Below are 14790 nucleotides of genomic sequence, written 5' to 3' on the forward strand. Positions count from 1 at the left end.
TAACCAGCTCACCTTTTACTAATCTATATAGCTATGCCTGAATATCTGCATAATCTTCCATATCTTCGTACTCTTTTTCCAATTCCTCTAAAGACAGCTCGTATAATTGTCGGTCGCGAATCTTAAACACACCTGCTCCAATTAACTCATCGATTAAATGCCTCTTACGATTTTCAACAGCAAAACGGAGTTGACTACTCATCTTTTAAAAAACTCCTTTCTACGATCATTGAAAATGATAATCTTTATCAATTACCACTTTTGATTATAAAAGATGACTCTTTATAAGTAAAGTAATTTCATGAAATATTTACCTTACAAAGTATTTGTGGCCACATTATATATATGTATTCCGTGCGAAAAATGTTATGACACATTTTCGTATCCTTTTTCTTTCATACTTTGCAAGTTGTCTCACCATGATTAAATTCACCATCTATTTCTACTTGAATGGTGACATGTTCTACATGAAATTTCTCCTTTAATACATCCGTAGCCTCTTTTAATACACTTTGCGTTTCATTTCCTTTAATAATCAAATGGCAAGTTAATACTTGAAAATCAGATGTGACAGACCATATATGCAAATCATGAACTTCTTTTACAACCGTAATATTTAATAATGTACTTTTTACCTCTTCAACATTTATGTGCTGCGGTGCACCTTCCATTAATATATGGACCGTATCACGTGTTACACGCCATCCACTAATAATGACTAAAATAGACACAAGAATACTAGCAATCGCATCTGCAGCAGTCCATCCGAAAAATTTAATACATAGCGCTGCAATAATTGCTCCGACTGATCCTAATAGATCACCTAATACGTGTAAGAAAGCACTTCTTACATTTAAATTTCCCTTCACATCTCCGCCTCTCATTAATATCCAAGCTGATAAAATATTAATAAGCAGACCAAGTACAGCAATAATGAGCATCCCATTACTAGCAATCTCAACTGGTTCTGTAAAACGGCGAATTGCTTCAATAAAAATGTATACTGAAATGACTATAAGAACGACGCCGTTACATAATGCCGCTAACATTTCGACTCGCTTATACCCATATGTTTTCGCAGCTGTTGCCGTTTTTTCTCCAAGCTTAAACGCAAGTAAACTTAACGCTAACGATACTGCATCACTTAACATATGCCCCGCGTCAGATAGGAGTGCTAAACTATTTGTTACAAATCCCCCAATTACTTCAGCAATCATAAAACTTGTCGTTAATACGAAAGCAATTAGCAACGCCTTTTTATTGTTAGCATGACCGTGATCATGTGAATGCCCCATACGAATGCTCCTTTAAGTGCAATATCTGTATGTTAGTATGAAACAAACTCCCCATCTTTATCCCGAATTAACGCCCATAAACGTCCGCTTCCTCTATCTATACACTTCGCTATTTTTCAAACAACTCCTTTTTCTCAACAAAAAATAAGACTACTTCTTTTTCAGCTTCATATTGTTTACTAATGAAAGAAATTTGAAGGAGGTTACTAATATGAAACGTTTATTTCTCTGTATGGAACGTGAACTTGTTGTAGTGAAAGAACAATATGGTCACTTTGAAACAACTTATCACTTACAAAATATGCAACCTACCTGTATCGCTGTTGATCCATTCCAACAAAACCGTGTATATTGCGGAACATTTGGACGAGGTTTATGGTTAAGCGACGATGGCGGAGATTCGTGGAAACCAATTGGTGATTCCTATCGTTACTTTGATTTCCCTAAAGAGGATGGTATTTTATATTCTTCGATTACTTCCATTACGATAAGCCCTAATGAACAAATTAACGGCTACGGCGTCGTTTATGTCGGCACAGAGCCGAGCGCTTTATTCCGTTCAGAAAATGGTGGTGAAACGTGGACTGAACTTAAAAATATGAAATCATTATTATCTTCTTATACGTGGGCTTTTCCGCCTAGACCTTTCACCCATCACGTACGCTGGATTACAGTTGATCCAAACACTCCAAATACAATCCATGTTTCAATTGAAGCAGGTGCTGTTATTCAAAGTAATGATAGAGGGCATACTTGGATTGATAAAAAGTTCGGTGCTCCTATCGATGCTCATCAATTACTCATGCACCCTGACGCTCCAAATCGCCTTTATGCATCATGTGGTGACGGATTTATGGGCGGACCTGATCGTGCATATCTTGAAAGTTATAACAGTGGAAACAGCTGGATCTCATGCAGTGAAGGACTTGAACATCATTATCTATATAGCATGGCTATCGATCCGGCTGATTGCGATACAATTCTCGTTTCTGCCGCACCAAGTGCCGATCTCGCTCATCACCGTATTCCTTATGAATCTTATATTTATCGAAAAACGAAAGATACTCCTTTCGAGCAAGTACAGCAAGGTCTACCATCTGCAATCGGTACAGTCATTTCGATGTTTGCTACAAATCCAGCAGAACCACATACGTTTTACACTTTAAATAACAACGGCGTCTTTCAATCCAATGATAGCGGCGAATCGTGGGAACAACTAAACATTCCGTGGAAAGATGAATATAAAACGCAGCATCCGCATGCGTTGCTCGTAACTAGTTATTGATGTAAAAAAGACTGCCTAACGGTTTTAGGCAGTCTCTCTTCTATTTCTTTAAATCAATGACAATATCATCTAACACAATACCCTTATTGCCTCCCCGTTTTCGAGACACGAAACTCTCCTTTACTTGTCCTCCAACTATTGTTACCGAACCATAATTTTCAGGAGTGTGAATTCTTAAATTAACGTGAGGCGTTATAATTAGCTTGGTTGCGTTCTCATTGAGTTGTTGGAATGTTTTACTCCAATTAAAATTATAAGAATCTTCACCTGAGCCTCCATTTCCTTCCCCAGAATACTGATTACCTAAATCATCCCTCACTTCTAAATCGATATCCACTCCATCCCATACACCCCTTATTTCTTGAGATACTTCTTGGTTGTAGTATAAAATAAACGACATTGGTGTTATTTCCATTCTCTCCATATTTACTTTTACACCATCTTTTTCTGTACTACCTCTAATCAATTGCTCTTTATTTTCTATTCCTCTTAGATTAATATTAAAATTCCAATCCCCCTTTATCGTTTCTTCTGTTTCTAAAATGTCTATACTTTTTATACTCCATTCAATGTTCACTGTAGTTTCTTTACTACTAACTAGATCGCTGCTTGTTTTTATTGAACCTGTATATTTTCTATCAGCGACTTTAGTAATTTTATTGCTTCCTGATTGGGCACCTGCTCCTTTAATAGTTAAAAAATCCAATGTACTTGGATTTTTGCCTAAATCTCTGTTACTTTCTATAGAATAGTTTATTGATACTGTCTTCCCATCGAAAATCGCATCATTTACCGTTATCTTAATTCCATTGCTTTCTTTTATCATATTTAGTACTATAGCGTATTGTTTATAATTATTATGAAGCTCCGCCGTCTTCTCTACGTCAGCTTTATAATTTTCATACACCCCTGTTCTACCATTATCTAAAAATCGAAATATATCACCTACAATTGGCAATCCCCCAGCATATGTAGGAAATCCGATACCAAGCGTTGCAACTGATAATCCTACTAAAATAGATGCAGCAGCAACACCTTTTTTCCAACTTTTCATCTTTTTCTTCGTACGTATCGATTGTTTTACATTGCGCTTCACTTTTTCTTTTTCAATTTCAGAAACCTCAATTTCCTCAAGTTCTTTTTCATCTATATCAATGTCATTTAATAGTTCATAAATGTCTTTCATATGGCATTACCTCCAAAACTAATATTCGTAGCATTTTGTTGTAGTTTCTTTTTCCCACGGTACACACGATTATCTATCGCTGCCCGAGTTAACCCTAACTTGTCTCCTATTTCTTCTGTCTTCATACCGAGAAGATATTTCATAATGAACACCTTTTGATCTAACGGTTCTAATTGATTAATAAGCTTCAATAACTCTTCCCTATCTTCCATAACGATTAATTCATCTTCAGCTGACTTTTCCGTACTAATATGAAACTCATCTGAAATAATTTCTACTTTTCTAGTTGCTTTTCGGTAATAATCAATCGCTTTAAATTTCGCAATCGCCGCAATCCATTTTTTAAAGTCACTCTGCTCTCCATGAAATTTATTTGCGTTATTCCAAATGGAAAGAAATATATCGTTTACACATTCCTCAATGAGTCCGTCATTTTGAACTGGAAGAAGAACTTTGTGCGTGATTCCTTTTATGAGTGGTAAGTATGTATCGACAACGAATTCCAGCGCATCTTCTTTTTGCCGTTGTAATCTTTTTATAAAATTTTTCTCATTTGATTTCATGTAGCGAGTCCCCTTATTTTTTTGTAAAAGCTTTTACACCCTATATAACGTCTTACAAAATATTTTCTCTCATCTTTTTTTATTTTTTGTATGTTATGGAATACTTTCCCTTAGCTATTGTCTCACATAACTATGTATTACAAGAAAATTTTCTCAAGTCTACCCTTTATTTCATGTAGTACACTATTTATATAGTCATTCTTTAACTTAATGTACATTTTATTTCATTAATCTACTTTTTCAACATTTTAAATTAGGAGATGAGATGTGTATGTGTGGAATTACAGGTTGGGTAGATTGGAAGGAAGACCTTTCAAATCAACATGTTATTTTAGAAAAGATGGCAAATTGTATTCAGCATCGTGGGCCTGATGCTGAAGGTTTTTGGTTTTCACCTCGTGCTGCCTTTGCACACCGGCGTTTAATTGTTATTGATCCAGAAGGCGGGACACAACCGAAGACATTTCGTGCTGGTGATTATACGTATGCTCTTACTTATAATGGAGAAATTTATAATTTCCGTGAACTTAGAGAGCAACTTCAACAATGTGGTCATGCATTTGAAACGCATTCAGATACAGAAGTATTACTACATGCTTATTTAGAATGGAAAGAAGACTGCGTGCAACATTTAAACGGCATTTTCGCTTTCGCCTTATGGGATGACCAGAAGCAACAATTGTTTTTAGCACGTGATCACTTAGGCGTAAAGCCACTCTTTTATACAGAAAGAAATGACAGTATTATTTTCGGATCTGAAATAAAAGCATTATTAGCTCATCCGTCTGTTCCTGCTGAAATTGATGCGAATGGCATAAACGAAATATTTGGATTGGGCTTATTTAGAACTCCAGGATGTGGCGTCTTTAAACATATTCAAGAAGTGCGTGCTGGACATTCTATAACGTTTACACGTGATAAAAAAGTAGTTAAGAAATATTGGAATTTAGAAAGTAAAGTTCATACAGACTGTACTGAAGATACATCATCACATATTTTATCTATTTTACAAGATACAGTAAAAAGACAATTAATTGCCGATGTTCCTCTCGTCTGTATGTTATCAGGAGGATTAGATTCTAGCGGTATTACTGCATTAGCGGGAAAAGAATTTGCTGCTGAAAATAAAACACTTCATACGTATTCCGTTGACTTTGTAAATAGCGCAAAAGATTTCGAGCTAACATTTGCTCGCACCGGTTTAGACGCTCCTTGGGTAAAACGTGTTTCTGAACATGTAGGGACATCGCATCATGACATTATTGTGAATGCTGAAGAATTAGCAAATCACTTATTCGTTCCCCTTCGTGCAAAAGATTTGCCGAGTGCTGGCGAAATGGAAACTTCACTATATTTACTATTTTGCGAAATGAAAAAAGATGCAACTGTAGCTTTATCTGGAGAATCTGCTGATGAAGTATTCGGTGGATATCCTTGGTTTCACCAAGAAGAATTACTGTATGTAGATAAGTTTCCGTGGCTAACTAATTGGAAAAATACATCTCCCCTTCTACTAAATGAAGTAAATAACGAATGCAACTTAGAAAACTATATTGATAAACGATTCCAAGAAGCGATACTTGAAGTACCTATTCTTGAAGGTGAAAATAAAAAATCCGCGAAACAACGTCAAATGTTTTATTTATTTTTAACGAGATTTCTCCCGTTCTTGCTTGATCGTAAAGACCGTATGAGTATGGCTGTAGGATTTGAAGTTCGTGTACCGTTTTGCGATTATCGATTAGTTGAATATTTATGGAACGTTCCTTTCAACATAAAAAGCATTGATAATATTGAAAAAGGCATTTTACGTAGAGCACTGAAACCTGCTTTACCTGACGATGTACGCAATAGAAGAAAAAGTGCTTATCCAACTTCACAAGACCCACATTATTTGCAAACAATCCGTCATTTATCAATCGACATGTGCAGTAATAAAAACAATCCTATTTTCTCACTTATTAATCATTCCACATTACTTGCGATTGCCGATGAAAGCAATAAAGAAATTAACAATTTCGAAGCAAGAAGTGCTATGGAATACATGCTTCAAGTAAATGAATGGTTAAAAATGTATCACATCCATATCGCTTAACAAAAAGGAGTTCAAGGATAAAAACCTTGAACTCCTTTTATATTAATTAGCACATCGTTTATTTTCAGTATCAATAGACCATCCAATAATAGTGGCACAATCTCTACCTTTCCACTGTAGTACATTTGTTAATACTGGCTCAATCTGCAAGCTATTTCCGTCGTGCAATATTTCTACTAAAGATTGATCATCATCAAACCTTCGTTTATCACATTCTAAAATACCGTCCGTTGCCATTACAATGTGATTCATTCCTTTTTCTAATCCTCTTACACCTGACGTAAAGCAAGGTGTATTTGCTGCAAAAATATTTTTCCTACCAATATATTCGTAATTTTTCCGTTTATTTAATCGCCCTTTACCATTCTTCGTTTTCTCAGAATGGAATAAATATGCGAAGCAATCACCAACTGATAGCCAGTATAAAAATTCGCCTTTTCGCAAACAAATTAAGCATGCAAGTTCCTCATCATCTTGATCACATTTTTCAATAAACAACTCATCTGTAAATAACGCTAATAAGTACATATGTGTATGATGAAAAGCTAAATGTATCGGGTATGAGAATAGCTCTTTTAGTTTCTCTTTTCTTTCTGAAATGGCTTCCATTATATAATCAATATTTTTTGTTTTGTGGTGTGTATCAAAAATCATAACAAATTCAAATTGTAATTCAGGATCCCACCAAGCAAGTACCGCATCTCCTCGTTCATATGCATCACTTTCTTGATTTCCCCCATATACGCCGACTGAAAGAGGACCACATTTTTCAACATGTATTTCATCTACATACATCTGTTCATGACTCATCCATTTGAATGTATTCACAGCTATCATCCTCTCTCTTGCTAAATGTATACCTTTACACATAGATTACCTTATATTTCAATAAAAATAAACTTTTTCAACATTTTTTATCCAAATAAAAGGATTTTATTTCTATCCTCACGAATATATCTTACTGTACGATATAAAAACAGGAGGATTTATCATTATGAAAGACATCAATCAGCATTGGGAGAGCATTTATTATCATTTACGATATGAGTATGAGGACAACCTTTCTCACCAAGCCATTCGTATTTTACAACTCATTTCTCGCGAGAAAGATATAACAATTGGGAAAGTGGCTACTGAGCTTAGTCTCTCTCATAACACAGCGTCTGAACACGTAAAGCGCCTTATTCAAAAAGGATTTATCATGAAAGAAAGAAACAAACAAGATGAAAGAGTTGTGAACCTTACTTTAACGAAAGAAGGCATTGAAGTATTAGAAAAGCATACTTTACTAGATAAAGAAAAAATAAAAATATTAGAATTTCAATTATCAAAAGAAGAACAACAATTAATCGAAAAAGCCTTTTCGTTATTAGCGAAGGAGGCAAAATATGCATTTCCTCGTTAAAGTAATCGTATCCGCACTTATTATCGGCGTTATTACTGAAGTCGCCAAACATTATAGTACGATAGGCGGCTTTATTGCTGCCCTTCCACTCGTTAGTTTACTAAGCCTATTTTGGATTTCTTTCGAAGGCGGGAACAAACAAGAATTAAGTCAATTTGCTATAGGCGTATTATATGGATTTCCTGCATCCGCACTACTATTATTTATCGTCTATATTGGTCTAAAAAATTCGTTTTCACTTAGTACATCTGTCCTGTTCGGTATAGGGGGTTGGTGCATTATTTTTGCTTGTCAAAAACTATTTCAAGCTTAGTTAGGAGGGGTTATTATTTATAAACTTGTAGAGGTACTGGGGCAAACGATAGAAGTATATATAAAAGGAAGTGGTAAACAAACGGTAGTCTTTCAAACCGGAATGACTTGCTCATTTTATGATTGGCTCCCTATTATGGAAAAGCTTTCACAGCATTTTACAGTCGTTTCATACCATCGCCCAGGTTATGGAAAAAGCGAGCTAGGAAATCATTCACGTACTACAAGACAAGCAACAAAAGAACTTCATATGTTACTACAAAAACTGGATATTCACGAGCCAATCATTCTAATCGGTCATTCTTATGGAGGTTTATGTGCACAACATTTTGCGATGCTATATGAAGATAAGCTGCGAGCACTTATTTTAGTTGATTCTACTTCTATGAACTTACACCGACTAGATGAACTTCATTTACCAATTTCTGATCAGACTGATTCGGATGATATATGGCTTGAAAAATATAATACATACTCCAAAATGGATGTAGATAGGCTTTCTAATGAACTAGAGCCTATAATCGCTAACCAATCAAGACAGTACATTGAATTTTCTACCTCTCCTCTATTGTATAAAGCGACAGCTTCTGAATTATATGAATGGAAAAATTGTGCTCACTCAATAAAAGAGTTATATAAAACATTAGAAATACCATTAATCGTTATCGGTAGAGATCCTCATTATTCTATTACTCAGTTGACTGAGGGTGGCATGCCAAAAGACGAAGCGACACAACTAGAATCAATGTGGCAAGAACTGATTCATGAACAATTACAACTCTCAATACATAGCCATTATATACTTGCCGAACATGCTGGTCACGGAATTGAAAATGATCGACCAGATATTATTCTTGAAGCAATTCAATCTCTCTAAATAAAAAAAGGAAGCAACTAACGCTGCTTCCTTACTTATCTATTCATAATCTTCTTCATCATCGATTTCTTCGTAATACGAATTCCCATTACTTACATATATAGGGCCATTCGCAACGTCAATACGTAATACCCATGCCCATGGCACAGCTAAACGTTTATGTATTGCTCGCCAAAAGCTCATTGATTTTCTTTCGTACTCCTGGAACTCCTGAAGTAACTCTTTGTAGGAGGAACCGTCTAACTGAATATTTGCTTCTAGCAAACGAGAATGGGCATAGTACTGCAGCTCTAGTTCAGCAGCAATTTCCATTTCTTCTTCCGTTGCCATACCAATAATTGCTCCATCTGCTGGTATAATTTCAAATACGTTGTGAACTTCAATAAGCCCTTCTTTCTCTTTCTCAAACATGTAAACAGCCTCCTTTAACATATATTTTTTATGTTACAAAGTCATACTTCTACAATAACTTCTCTCTTTCCTCTTTTTTTGATAAACTTTTACAAATTATTTATCTTATAATCTGTAGACTGTATTTTTTCAGCAAAACTGAAACAATTATTATCAAAAGTTAATTTATACACGTCAGGCATATGAAGAGTTTTCCAAAACTGAAAACCATAGTTCGAATCAAAATAATTCATAAGTAATACCATAATATTCCCATGGGTACCTATTACAATATTCTTACCTTTATATTTTTTTAATATACTTTGCATACATATTACAGCGCGTCTTTGTGCTACAGCATTTGATTCTCCGCCTTCGTATGCATAATTCCAATCTTCCCACACTTTCTCCATAGCATCATCAAAATCCTGTACCGGCTCTGTACTTAATAATCTTTCACGCAAATCTTCTTCTATTTGTATCGATATATTATGTATATTCGCAATTCCTTGTACAGTTTGAATTGCTCTTTTATACGGGCTAGAGATCACAACATCAATATGTTTATCTTTTAATAAGCGCGTTACATTCTCTGCATCACAATGCCCTTTTTCAGATAAAGGCCGTTCCCGTTCTTCTTTTGTATATGTAGAGTGGGCATGACGGACGAAATATATTGTGGTCATTTATTCATCTCCCTTTTCTTTTTCTAATCCAAATTCAATACATTACCATCACATCCCTTTACTTTTATAATAGGTGCTTTCAATGTTACATGTTGATTTTCATATTTATGAAAGGGAAACACCTTAATACGGTGTTTCCCTCATTTAAAATAGACCATATTCAATTAAATACTTTATCAATTTTATTCCTATCGTAATCTAATATCCAATCATTATATGTATTATAAATATCCCTAATTGTATTAGGAGAGGTAGCTAATACATCACAACCCCTATCATCATAAACGTGAAATATAGTATTCTTGTTAATATTTATAACATACACCCTATGAAAAATACTCGGTTTTATTCCCATATCTTGATTACAAATTGCTTTTAGCATAGGAATGTATTTCAATTCAGAAACCTTACATTTCAAAGTATATCTATGAGTTTTATATACCCCGTCTTCATCGTCTTCTGGAAAAATATAAGGGATTGTATTTTTCTGTAACTTAAACAAATCGGACTTCTCTTTTACATACTTAGAAAAGATATTCAATTTGTGTTTGAAAGTTTCACCGTCTGCATAGTCATTTACATCCACTACGATATAAATTTCATCTTCTGTTGCATGTAAAGACTGAAATAAAGTAATCGCTCTATTATAAACGCCTTCTAAATATGGGCAGTTTTCATAAATGTTATTGCAATCATAGTTCACACCTAATCTAAAGCGAATACCAATATCCCCATTATAAAATAGAGGTGGTCTAAGTTCTAAATTTGGAAACGTTTCAAGCATATACTCATTCAACCTCATCTCAACACCTACCTTTAATAGCATCTTGTTTACATAATGAAATTATTCTATTATAATTTATTTTTGAATTCCTCACTTGTTATACTGTCTCGAATAAAATAATCTACATTATTTCTCAGCTTTTGATATGCAACTTGATCTTCTATATCGTTAAACATAATGACAACTTCTACCTTATTGCCCTTCTTATCTGTACTATACAAGCTTTTTGTCAATACGAATGCAGTAGAACCACCTTTTTGACCAGCAAATTCTAACTTACTATTATTAACTGTTCCTTTGAAAATATTCTCGATTTCTTCTTGCATTGATGTTGGAAAATAATTTCTACTATTTATCTTTTCCATTATACTCATATAATCTTTAGCGTTTGCACCCACTAATCGATCTGACCAAATTCGCTGAAATTCCATATCTACTTTTAAGGGGATTTCACGTTTTTTCCATTCCGCTTCATCTTTCATCCATTCATGAATTTGTAAAACATGTTTATTATACTCATCCTTTGACATGTTACGTATCATTTCTAACGATTGATTTTCTGGCTCATGAAGCTCTTTTTCTACATACCCTCTCATATATAGTGAAGCAGTATACGAAGAGAACTTGTCATGATTAGTAAGCTCTAATTCTTTTAAACTATCATTTACTCTTTCTATTCCAAGCTTATCTAGCAAATATGTTGTATTTGCATTAGAACTATAATGAATCATTCCTTTAGCAACTTCTTCTAAAGCGATTTGTCCATTTTTCACTAATTCTCTCGTTTTTGCATCTTCTAACCAGTCAGGGTGTGCTCCACCATCAGTGTTTTTAACGTAATATTTTTCTAGCTCCTGCAATGAAATTTTTTCATCACGGCTTATCTTTCCTTCTGACACTTGTTTAGCAAACTCAACTGCTATTACGATTTTTGCCGTACTCGCTAATGGCAATTTTTTATTTTCATTTATAGATGTTAATACTTCCCCATTTTTTCTAATGAGTAATGAACACGTTTCATCACCTTTATGTTCTTTTATGTACTGTAATACGTAATCTGGATCTTCTTTGGACAAATAGTGCTTCATAATAACAAAGAAAGCTATAACAGCTACTATAATGACTCCTGCAACACTTCCTATAATCTTTAATATGTTCACAATATACCCCCTCTATAAAGTGAAACTATAATCAGTGGGGGGTTAGTTCATCCCCCACTGATTATTAGTTGAACCAATCGGACGTTTACGGGCAGTTGATCTCCCACCTAACTTCTTTGCTCCAGTCGAATTTTGAGGTGGGAGTTTTATTGCCCGTTAATGTCGGATAAATCCCCTTCTATATAATATATTATAGCGAATCAAAATACAAAATTATACAAAACAGAGTAACTCTTCCTAAAAAATGAAAGAGTTACTCTATTTCACATGATGTTATTTGTCCATTTAACGTAACGACTATACTTGAGTCCTCATTTTCTTTGACGCTATTTAACCGATTTAAGTTAGGGGGACCAATTACAACTGACTCCTTAATGGGCGAAAGGTCCTTTCCTAATTTTTCTGCACTTACACCGTATGCAGCTTGAAATACTTCTGGGGGTGTTAATCTAAGTATGTCTGATCCTTCTGCTGTTTCAAACTGATCGTTATTGAAGAACAAATGTAATTGTACTTCTTCTGTTACCGCTGTGATCCAATGCCACCATCCCATTGGAATAAAGACAGTTTGCCCCGCCTTTACATGATAATTTTGCAATTGATTCGTTTCGGGATTTAAAATGGATGTAACTGCTTCTCCTGATACTACAACATCTAACTCCCACGCATTCGGATGCCAATGTGGTTCCCGCATATGCCCTTTTGTCATAAATAAATCAACAAATGCTCCTCCTATCATCGCTGGTAACTGTGTTGACGTAACTTCATATGCAACGTTTTTCTCATCCCTTTTGAAAAAGACATTTTTTCTCGAATCAAAGAAAAGGTTTGGGGTTCCTGAGCTTTTCTTTAAATTTTTATTATCTGGAACATAACCTGAACTACTCATTTTATCCCTCTTTTCCACTCCGAACATTTCTATCTTCACACTGTATCGTATGGAAAAAACGTATGAATGTGCCTAATCATTCACATAAAAAAAAACATGCCTTCATAATGAGTGCATGTTTTGTGATATTCTTCACATTGTTTAGTTAAAAAATAAACTTTTTACTTACCATGATGTAACATTAAATCACTAAGTTCTTCTTCGATGTGATTTAATTTCGCAACGCCTTCTTTCCACTTATGAATATAACGTGAAACCCCGACAATAAATAAAACAATAATTGTAGAAAGAATAATACCATATACGATTGTTACAGTATTCATAGTTACACTTCCTTATAATTAGTAATGTTGTTATTAGTTATATTTTTATTATAAACCTTTTTCTTTTAAAATACTTCGATTTCAACTTTTTGTAACAAAATTGATTTTTCTAACATTTTGTTCATAAAAATGGCATATTTTTCACAAATTATACAAAACTTCACCATATGTACTATTACCATATGAGTTATATTATTTAATAGGAAAAAGGGGATGATATACTATGACGACTTGGTTTATTGTTATGTTAGTTGTATTTGGGGCATTTAAAATTATCGTTTCTAGCCTTCCCAACTCTGTTATTGAATCCATTATTAGCAAGTATGAAACACATCCACAACTTGAAGAAGAGAATTCGACTGTTACAATCAATGGAAATAACTTAGAAGGCGAACAAAAATCTAAAATTATTCATGATTTTAACGAAGGTTTATTTTTAGATCGCTATTATGCACCACCTCACAATGAGGGCACGCCTTTAATTATCAATACAAAACGTGGCAAAAAAGATTTTATCTTTTACATTTATAGTCATGAAGAGCATGTTGATGTTGTAAAGCAATATAAAAAGAAGGTAGTTGCTTATAGTTTACGCTCTAAAAATCTTCAAAATAATGCTATGTTCGTGTCAGCTGATTTAGCTTAATACTCATATATTAGAAAAAGGAATCCATATGTTTACGGATTCCTTTTTACTATTCACTGAAAAATTAGTTCTGTCTTCAAACTATCTTTCGGTAACAACCATCCTTTTTGTTCTAAACTCTTCATTAATAATTCTCTTTGTTCTTTTGCAATACTTTCCTCTTTTGTTTTAAACGATACTTCTATTACGAAATCATCTTCTATTTTCCCTGTATTACTTAGTGGCCAAACTTCAATATTCGTTTTTATATTTTCAAACTCCCCTGTATACCGTTTCATTAATACAGGACCGTAAATACGAGAGTTCTTGAGCATTTCTTCTCCCCAGTTCGTATACAACCATTTGTTCATTTTCCCTGGCAACTTTTCTATTAACATGTTTTGAGCAGCTCGTTCTTTTGGTAAATCAAGTACTCCATATCCTTTAGCACTGTAGCTTTTCTTATTTGAAATACTTAATGTTTTCTTCTCAAATCCCCAATCTATTTCCGCCTCATAGTTATCGGTTTTACTATCAAATCCATCCTTTTTAGCCACTTCTAGTGCATCTTGAATTACACCATTTTGAATAGGATATCTTTTTTTATATGTTAGCTCAAAATCTTTACTAAATTCTTTCTTTCGAATTCTCGCAAACCAACCTTCATTACTTAAATTTTTATTTGCCGTATCTAAAAATTGCACTTGTATTCTTTCATAATTTGTACCAGCCTTGAAATATTCTAGTACCTCTCCGTTCATCTCTTTGTTATAACCTAATACTTGTTCTGGTTTTAATAATAATTTCGCTTCAAAACTAGGTGTCATCGGACTGGCAGTAAACCCTTCCTTAACGTTATAAAGGAAACAACAAAAGAAAATGCTTACGACTACAAATACTTTTTTCATATACCTA

The 14790-nt window shown here is 34.1% G+C and carries 19 protein-coding genes; 6 read left to right on the plus strand and 13 right to left on the minus strand.

The features are described from left to right. Positions 1-31: 31 nt before the first annotated feature. Together fbpA and ACTFOB_RS15050 are read right to left on the minus strand one after the other, a co-directional pair. The gene (gene fbpA, locus ACTFOB_RS15045) at positions 32-202 is read right to left on the minus strand and encodes a Fur-regulated basic protein FbpA (RefSeq protein WP_000098301.1); all 171 of its coding nucleotides are present in this window, start codon (positions 200-202) and stop codon (positions 32-34) included. 193 nt (positions 203-395) lie between these two features. After that, positions 396-1295, minus strand: a complete 900-nt coding sequence (locus ACTFOB_RS15050) for a cation diffusion facilitator family transporter (RefSeq protein ID WP_440027177.1) — start codon at positions 1293-1295, stop codon at positions 396-398. 211 nt (positions 1296-1506) lie between these two features. Here ACTFOB_RS15050 and ACTFOB_RS15055 point away from each other — a divergent pair, with 211 nt between their 5' ends. Beyond that, a complete protein-coding gene (locus ACTFOB_RS15055; RefSeq protein ID WP_440027175.1) occupies positions 1507-2580 on the plus strand; it encodes a glycosyl hydrolase in 1074 nt (357 codons plus the stop codon). Between the two features lie 40 nt (positions 2581-2620). Here ACTFOB_RS15055 and ACTFOB_RS15060 read toward each other — a convergent pair whose 3' ends face one another. Beyond that, positions 2621-3766, minus strand: coding sequence for a DUF4179 domain-containing protein (locus ACTFOB_RS15060; protein ID WP_440027172.1), 1146 nt, complete (start codon positions 3764-3766; stop codon positions 2621-2623). Continuing rightward, the gene (locus ACTFOB_RS15065) at positions 3763-4329 is read right to left on the minus strand and encodes a sigma-70 family RNA polymerase sigma factor (RefSeq protein WP_440027170.1); all 567 of its coding nucleotides are present in this window, start codon (positions 4327-4329) and stop codon (positions 3763-3765) included. Before ACTFOB_RS15065 ends, ACTFOB_RS15060 begins: the two co-directional genes overlap by 4 nt. Positions 4330-4600: 271 nt before the next feature. Between ACTFOB_RS15065 and asnB the strand changes: the two genes are divergently transcribed. Next, the gene (asnB, locus tag ACTFOB_RS15070) at positions 4601-6424 is read left to right on the plus strand and encodes an asparagine synthase (glutamine-hydrolyzing) (RefSeq protein ID WP_440027168.1); all 1824 of its coding nucleotides are present in this window, start codon (positions 4601-4603) and stop codon (positions 6422-6424) included. A gap of 42 nt (positions 6425-6466) precedes the next feature. Here the strand turns inward: asnB and ACTFOB_RS15075 are convergent, their stop codons facing one another. Then, positions 6467-7294, minus strand: coding sequence for a protein phosphatase 2C domain-containing protein (locus ACTFOB_RS15075; protein ID WP_440027166.1), 828 nt, complete (start codon positions 7292-7294; stop codon positions 6467-6469). Positions 7295-7418: 124 nt separating this feature from the next. Here ACTFOB_RS15075 and ACTFOB_RS15080 point away from each other — a divergent pair, with 124 nt between their 5' ends. Genes ACTFOB_RS15080 through ACTFOB_RS15090 form a run of 3 tightly spaced genes read left to right on the plus strand, consistent with a single transcriptional unit; the run spans position 7419 to position 9018 of the window. Continuing rightward, entirely contained in the window at positions 7419-7829 is a 411-nt protein-coding gene (locus tag ACTFOB_RS15080) for a MarR family winged helix-turn-helix transcriptional regulator (RefSeq protein WP_440027164.1), read from the plus strand. Next, entirely contained in the window at positions 7813-8142 is a 330-nt protein-coding gene (locus tag ACTFOB_RS15085; protein WP_098130823.1) for a DUF3147 family protein, read from the plus strand. Before ACTFOB_RS15080 ends, ACTFOB_RS15085 begins: the two co-directional genes overlap by 17 nt. A gap of 60 nt (positions 8143-8202) precedes the next feature. Next, the gene (locus ACTFOB_RS15090) at positions 8203-9018 is read left to right on the plus strand and encodes an alpha/beta fold hydrolase (RefSeq protein ID WP_440027368.1); all 816 of its coding nucleotides are present in this window, start codon (positions 8203-8205) and stop codon (positions 9016-9018) included. A gap of 39 nt (positions 9019-9057) precedes the next feature. Here the strand turns inward: ACTFOB_RS15090 and ACTFOB_RS15095 are convergent, their stop codons facing one another. From ACTFOB_RS15095 to ACTFOB_RS15125, 7 genes are all read right to left on the minus strand, one after another. Next, the gene (locus ACTFOB_RS15095) at positions 9058-9429 is read right to left on the minus strand and encodes a hypothetical protein (protein WP_440027163.1); all 372 of its coding nucleotides are present in this window, start codon (positions 9427-9429) and stop codon (positions 9058-9060) included. Positions 9430-9518: 89 nt separating this feature from the next. Next, entirely contained in the window at positions 9519-10094 is a 576-nt protein-coding gene (locus tag ACTFOB_RS15100) for a histidine phosphatase family protein (protein ID WP_440027161.1), read from the minus strand. 160 nt (positions 10095-10254) lie between these two features. Beyond that, positions 10255-10896, minus strand: a complete 642-nt coding sequence (locus tag ACTFOB_RS15105) for a DUF3885 domain-containing protein (RefSeq protein WP_440027367.1) — start codon at positions 10894-10896, stop codon at positions 10255-10257. Positions 10897-10946: 50 nt separating this feature from the next. Further along, the gene (locus ACTFOB_RS15110) at positions 10947-12038 is read right to left on the minus strand and encodes a serine hydrolase (protein ID WP_440027159.1); all 1092 of its coding nucleotides are present in this window, start codon (positions 12036-12038) and stop codon (positions 10947-10949) included. A 253-nt stretch (positions 12039-12291) separates the two neighbouring features. Continuing rightward, the gene (locus ACTFOB_RS15115; RefSeq protein ID WP_440027157.1) at positions 12292-12927 is read right to left on the minus strand and encodes a cupin domain-containing protein; all 636 of its coding nucleotides are present in this window, start codon (positions 12925-12927) and stop codon (positions 12292-12294) included. Positions 12928-13088: 161 nt separating this feature from the next. Then, the gene (locus ACTFOB_RS15120) at positions 13089-13250 is read right to left on the minus strand and encodes a peptidase (protein WP_440027155.1); all 162 of its coding nucleotides are present in this window, start codon (positions 13248-13250) and stop codon (positions 13089-13091) included. Positions 13251-13315: 65 nt separating this feature from the next. Beyond that, positions 13316-13432 (minus strand): multidrug transporter MatE, encoded by a 117-nt coding sequence (locus ACTFOB_RS15125; protein WP_080685354.1) that lies wholly within the window; start codon positions 13430-13432, stop codon positions 13316-13318. A 41-nt stretch (positions 13433-13473) separates the two neighbouring features. On the opposite strand from ACTFOB_RS15125, the gene ACTFOB_RS15130 reads away from it, so the two are divergent. Next, positions 13474-13896 carry a YfmQ family protein gene (locus ACTFOB_RS15130; protein WP_440027153.1) on the plus strand — a complete coding sequence of 141 codons (423 nt, stop codon included), beginning with the start codon at positions 13474-13476 and terminating at the stop codon, positions 13894-13896. 53 nt (positions 13897-13949) lie between these two features. On the opposite strand, the gene ACTFOB_RS15135 is transcribed toward ACTFOB_RS15130, so the two are convergent. Then, a complete protein-coding gene (locus tag ACTFOB_RS15135; RefSeq protein ID WP_440027151.1) occupies positions 13950-14783 on the minus strand; it encodes a hypothetical protein in 834 nt (277 codons plus the stop codon). Positions 14784-14790 lie beyond the last annotated feature (7 nt).

The sequence above is a fragment of the Bacillus cereus group sp. MYBK79-1 genome (assembly GCF_051915365.1).
Classification (GTDB): domain Bacteria; phylum Bacillota; class Bacilli; order Bacillales; family Bacillaceae_G; genus Bacillus_A.

Coding starts and splice junctions, on each gene's coding strand:
- fbpA (WP_000098301.1), bottom strand. CDS start 202: ATGAGTAGTCAACTCCGTTTTGCTGTTGAAAATCGTAAGAGGCATTTA.
- ACTFOB_RS15050 (WP_440027177.1), bottom strand. CDS start 1,295: ATGGGGCATTCACATGATCACGGTCATGCTAACAATAAAAAGGCGTTG.
- ACTFOB_RS15055 (WP_440027175.1), top strand. CDS start 1,507: ATGAAACGTTTATTTCTCTGTATGGAACGTGAACTTGTTGTAGTGAAA.
- ACTFOB_RS15060 (WP_440027172.1), bottom strand. CDS start 3,766: ATGAAAGACATTTATGAACTATTAAATGACATTGATATAGATGAAAAA.
- ACTFOB_RS15065 (WP_440027170.1), bottom strand. CDS start 4,329: ATGAAATCAAATGAGAAAAATTTTATAAAAAGATTACAACGGCAAAAA.
- asnB (WP_440027168.1), top strand. CDS start 4,601: ATGTGTGGAATTACAGGTTGGGTAGATTGGAAGGAAGACCTTTCAAAT.
- ACTFOB_RS15075 (WP_440027166.1), bottom strand. CDS start 7,294: ATGTGTAAAGGTATACATTTAGCAAGAGAGAGGATGATAGCTGTGAAT.
- ACTFOB_RS15080 (WP_440027164.1), top strand. CDS start 7,419: ATGAAAGACATCAATCAGCATTGGGAGAGCATTTATTATCATTTACGA.
- ACTFOB_RS15085 (WP_098130823.1), top strand. CDS start 7,813: ATGCATTTCCTCGTTAAAGTAATCGTATCCGCACTTATTATCGGCGTT.
- ACTFOB_RS15095 (WP_440027163.1), bottom strand. CDS start 9,429: ATGTTTGAGAAAGAGAAAGAAGGGCTTATTGAAGTTCACAACGTATTT.
- ACTFOB_RS15100 (WP_440027161.1), bottom strand. CDS start 10,094: ATGACCACAATATATTTCGTCCGTCATGCCCACTCTACATATACAAAA.
- ACTFOB_RS15105 (WP_440027367.1), bottom strand. CDS start 10,896: ATGAGGTTGAATGAGTATATGCTTGAAACGTTTCCAAATTTAGAACTT.
- ACTFOB_RS15115 (WP_440027157.1), bottom strand. CDS start 12,927: ATGAGTAGTTCAGGTTATGTTCCAGATAATAAAAATTTAAAGAAAAGC.
- ACTFOB_RS15120 (WP_440027155.1), bottom strand. CDS start 13,250: ATGAATACTGTAACAATCGTATATGGTATTATTCTTTCTACAATTATT.
- ACTFOB_RS15125 (WP_080685354.1), bottom strand. CDS start 13,432: ATGGTAATAGTACATATGGTGAAGTTTTGTATAATTTGTGAAAAATAT.
- ACTFOB_RS15130 (WP_440027153.1), top strand. CDS start 13,474: ATGACGACTTGGTTTATTGTTATGTTAGTTGTATTTGGGGCATTTAAA.
- ACTFOB_RS15135 (WP_440027151.1), bottom strand. CDS start 14,783: ATGAAAAAAGTATTTGTAGTCGTAAGCATTTTCTTTTGTTGTTTCCTT.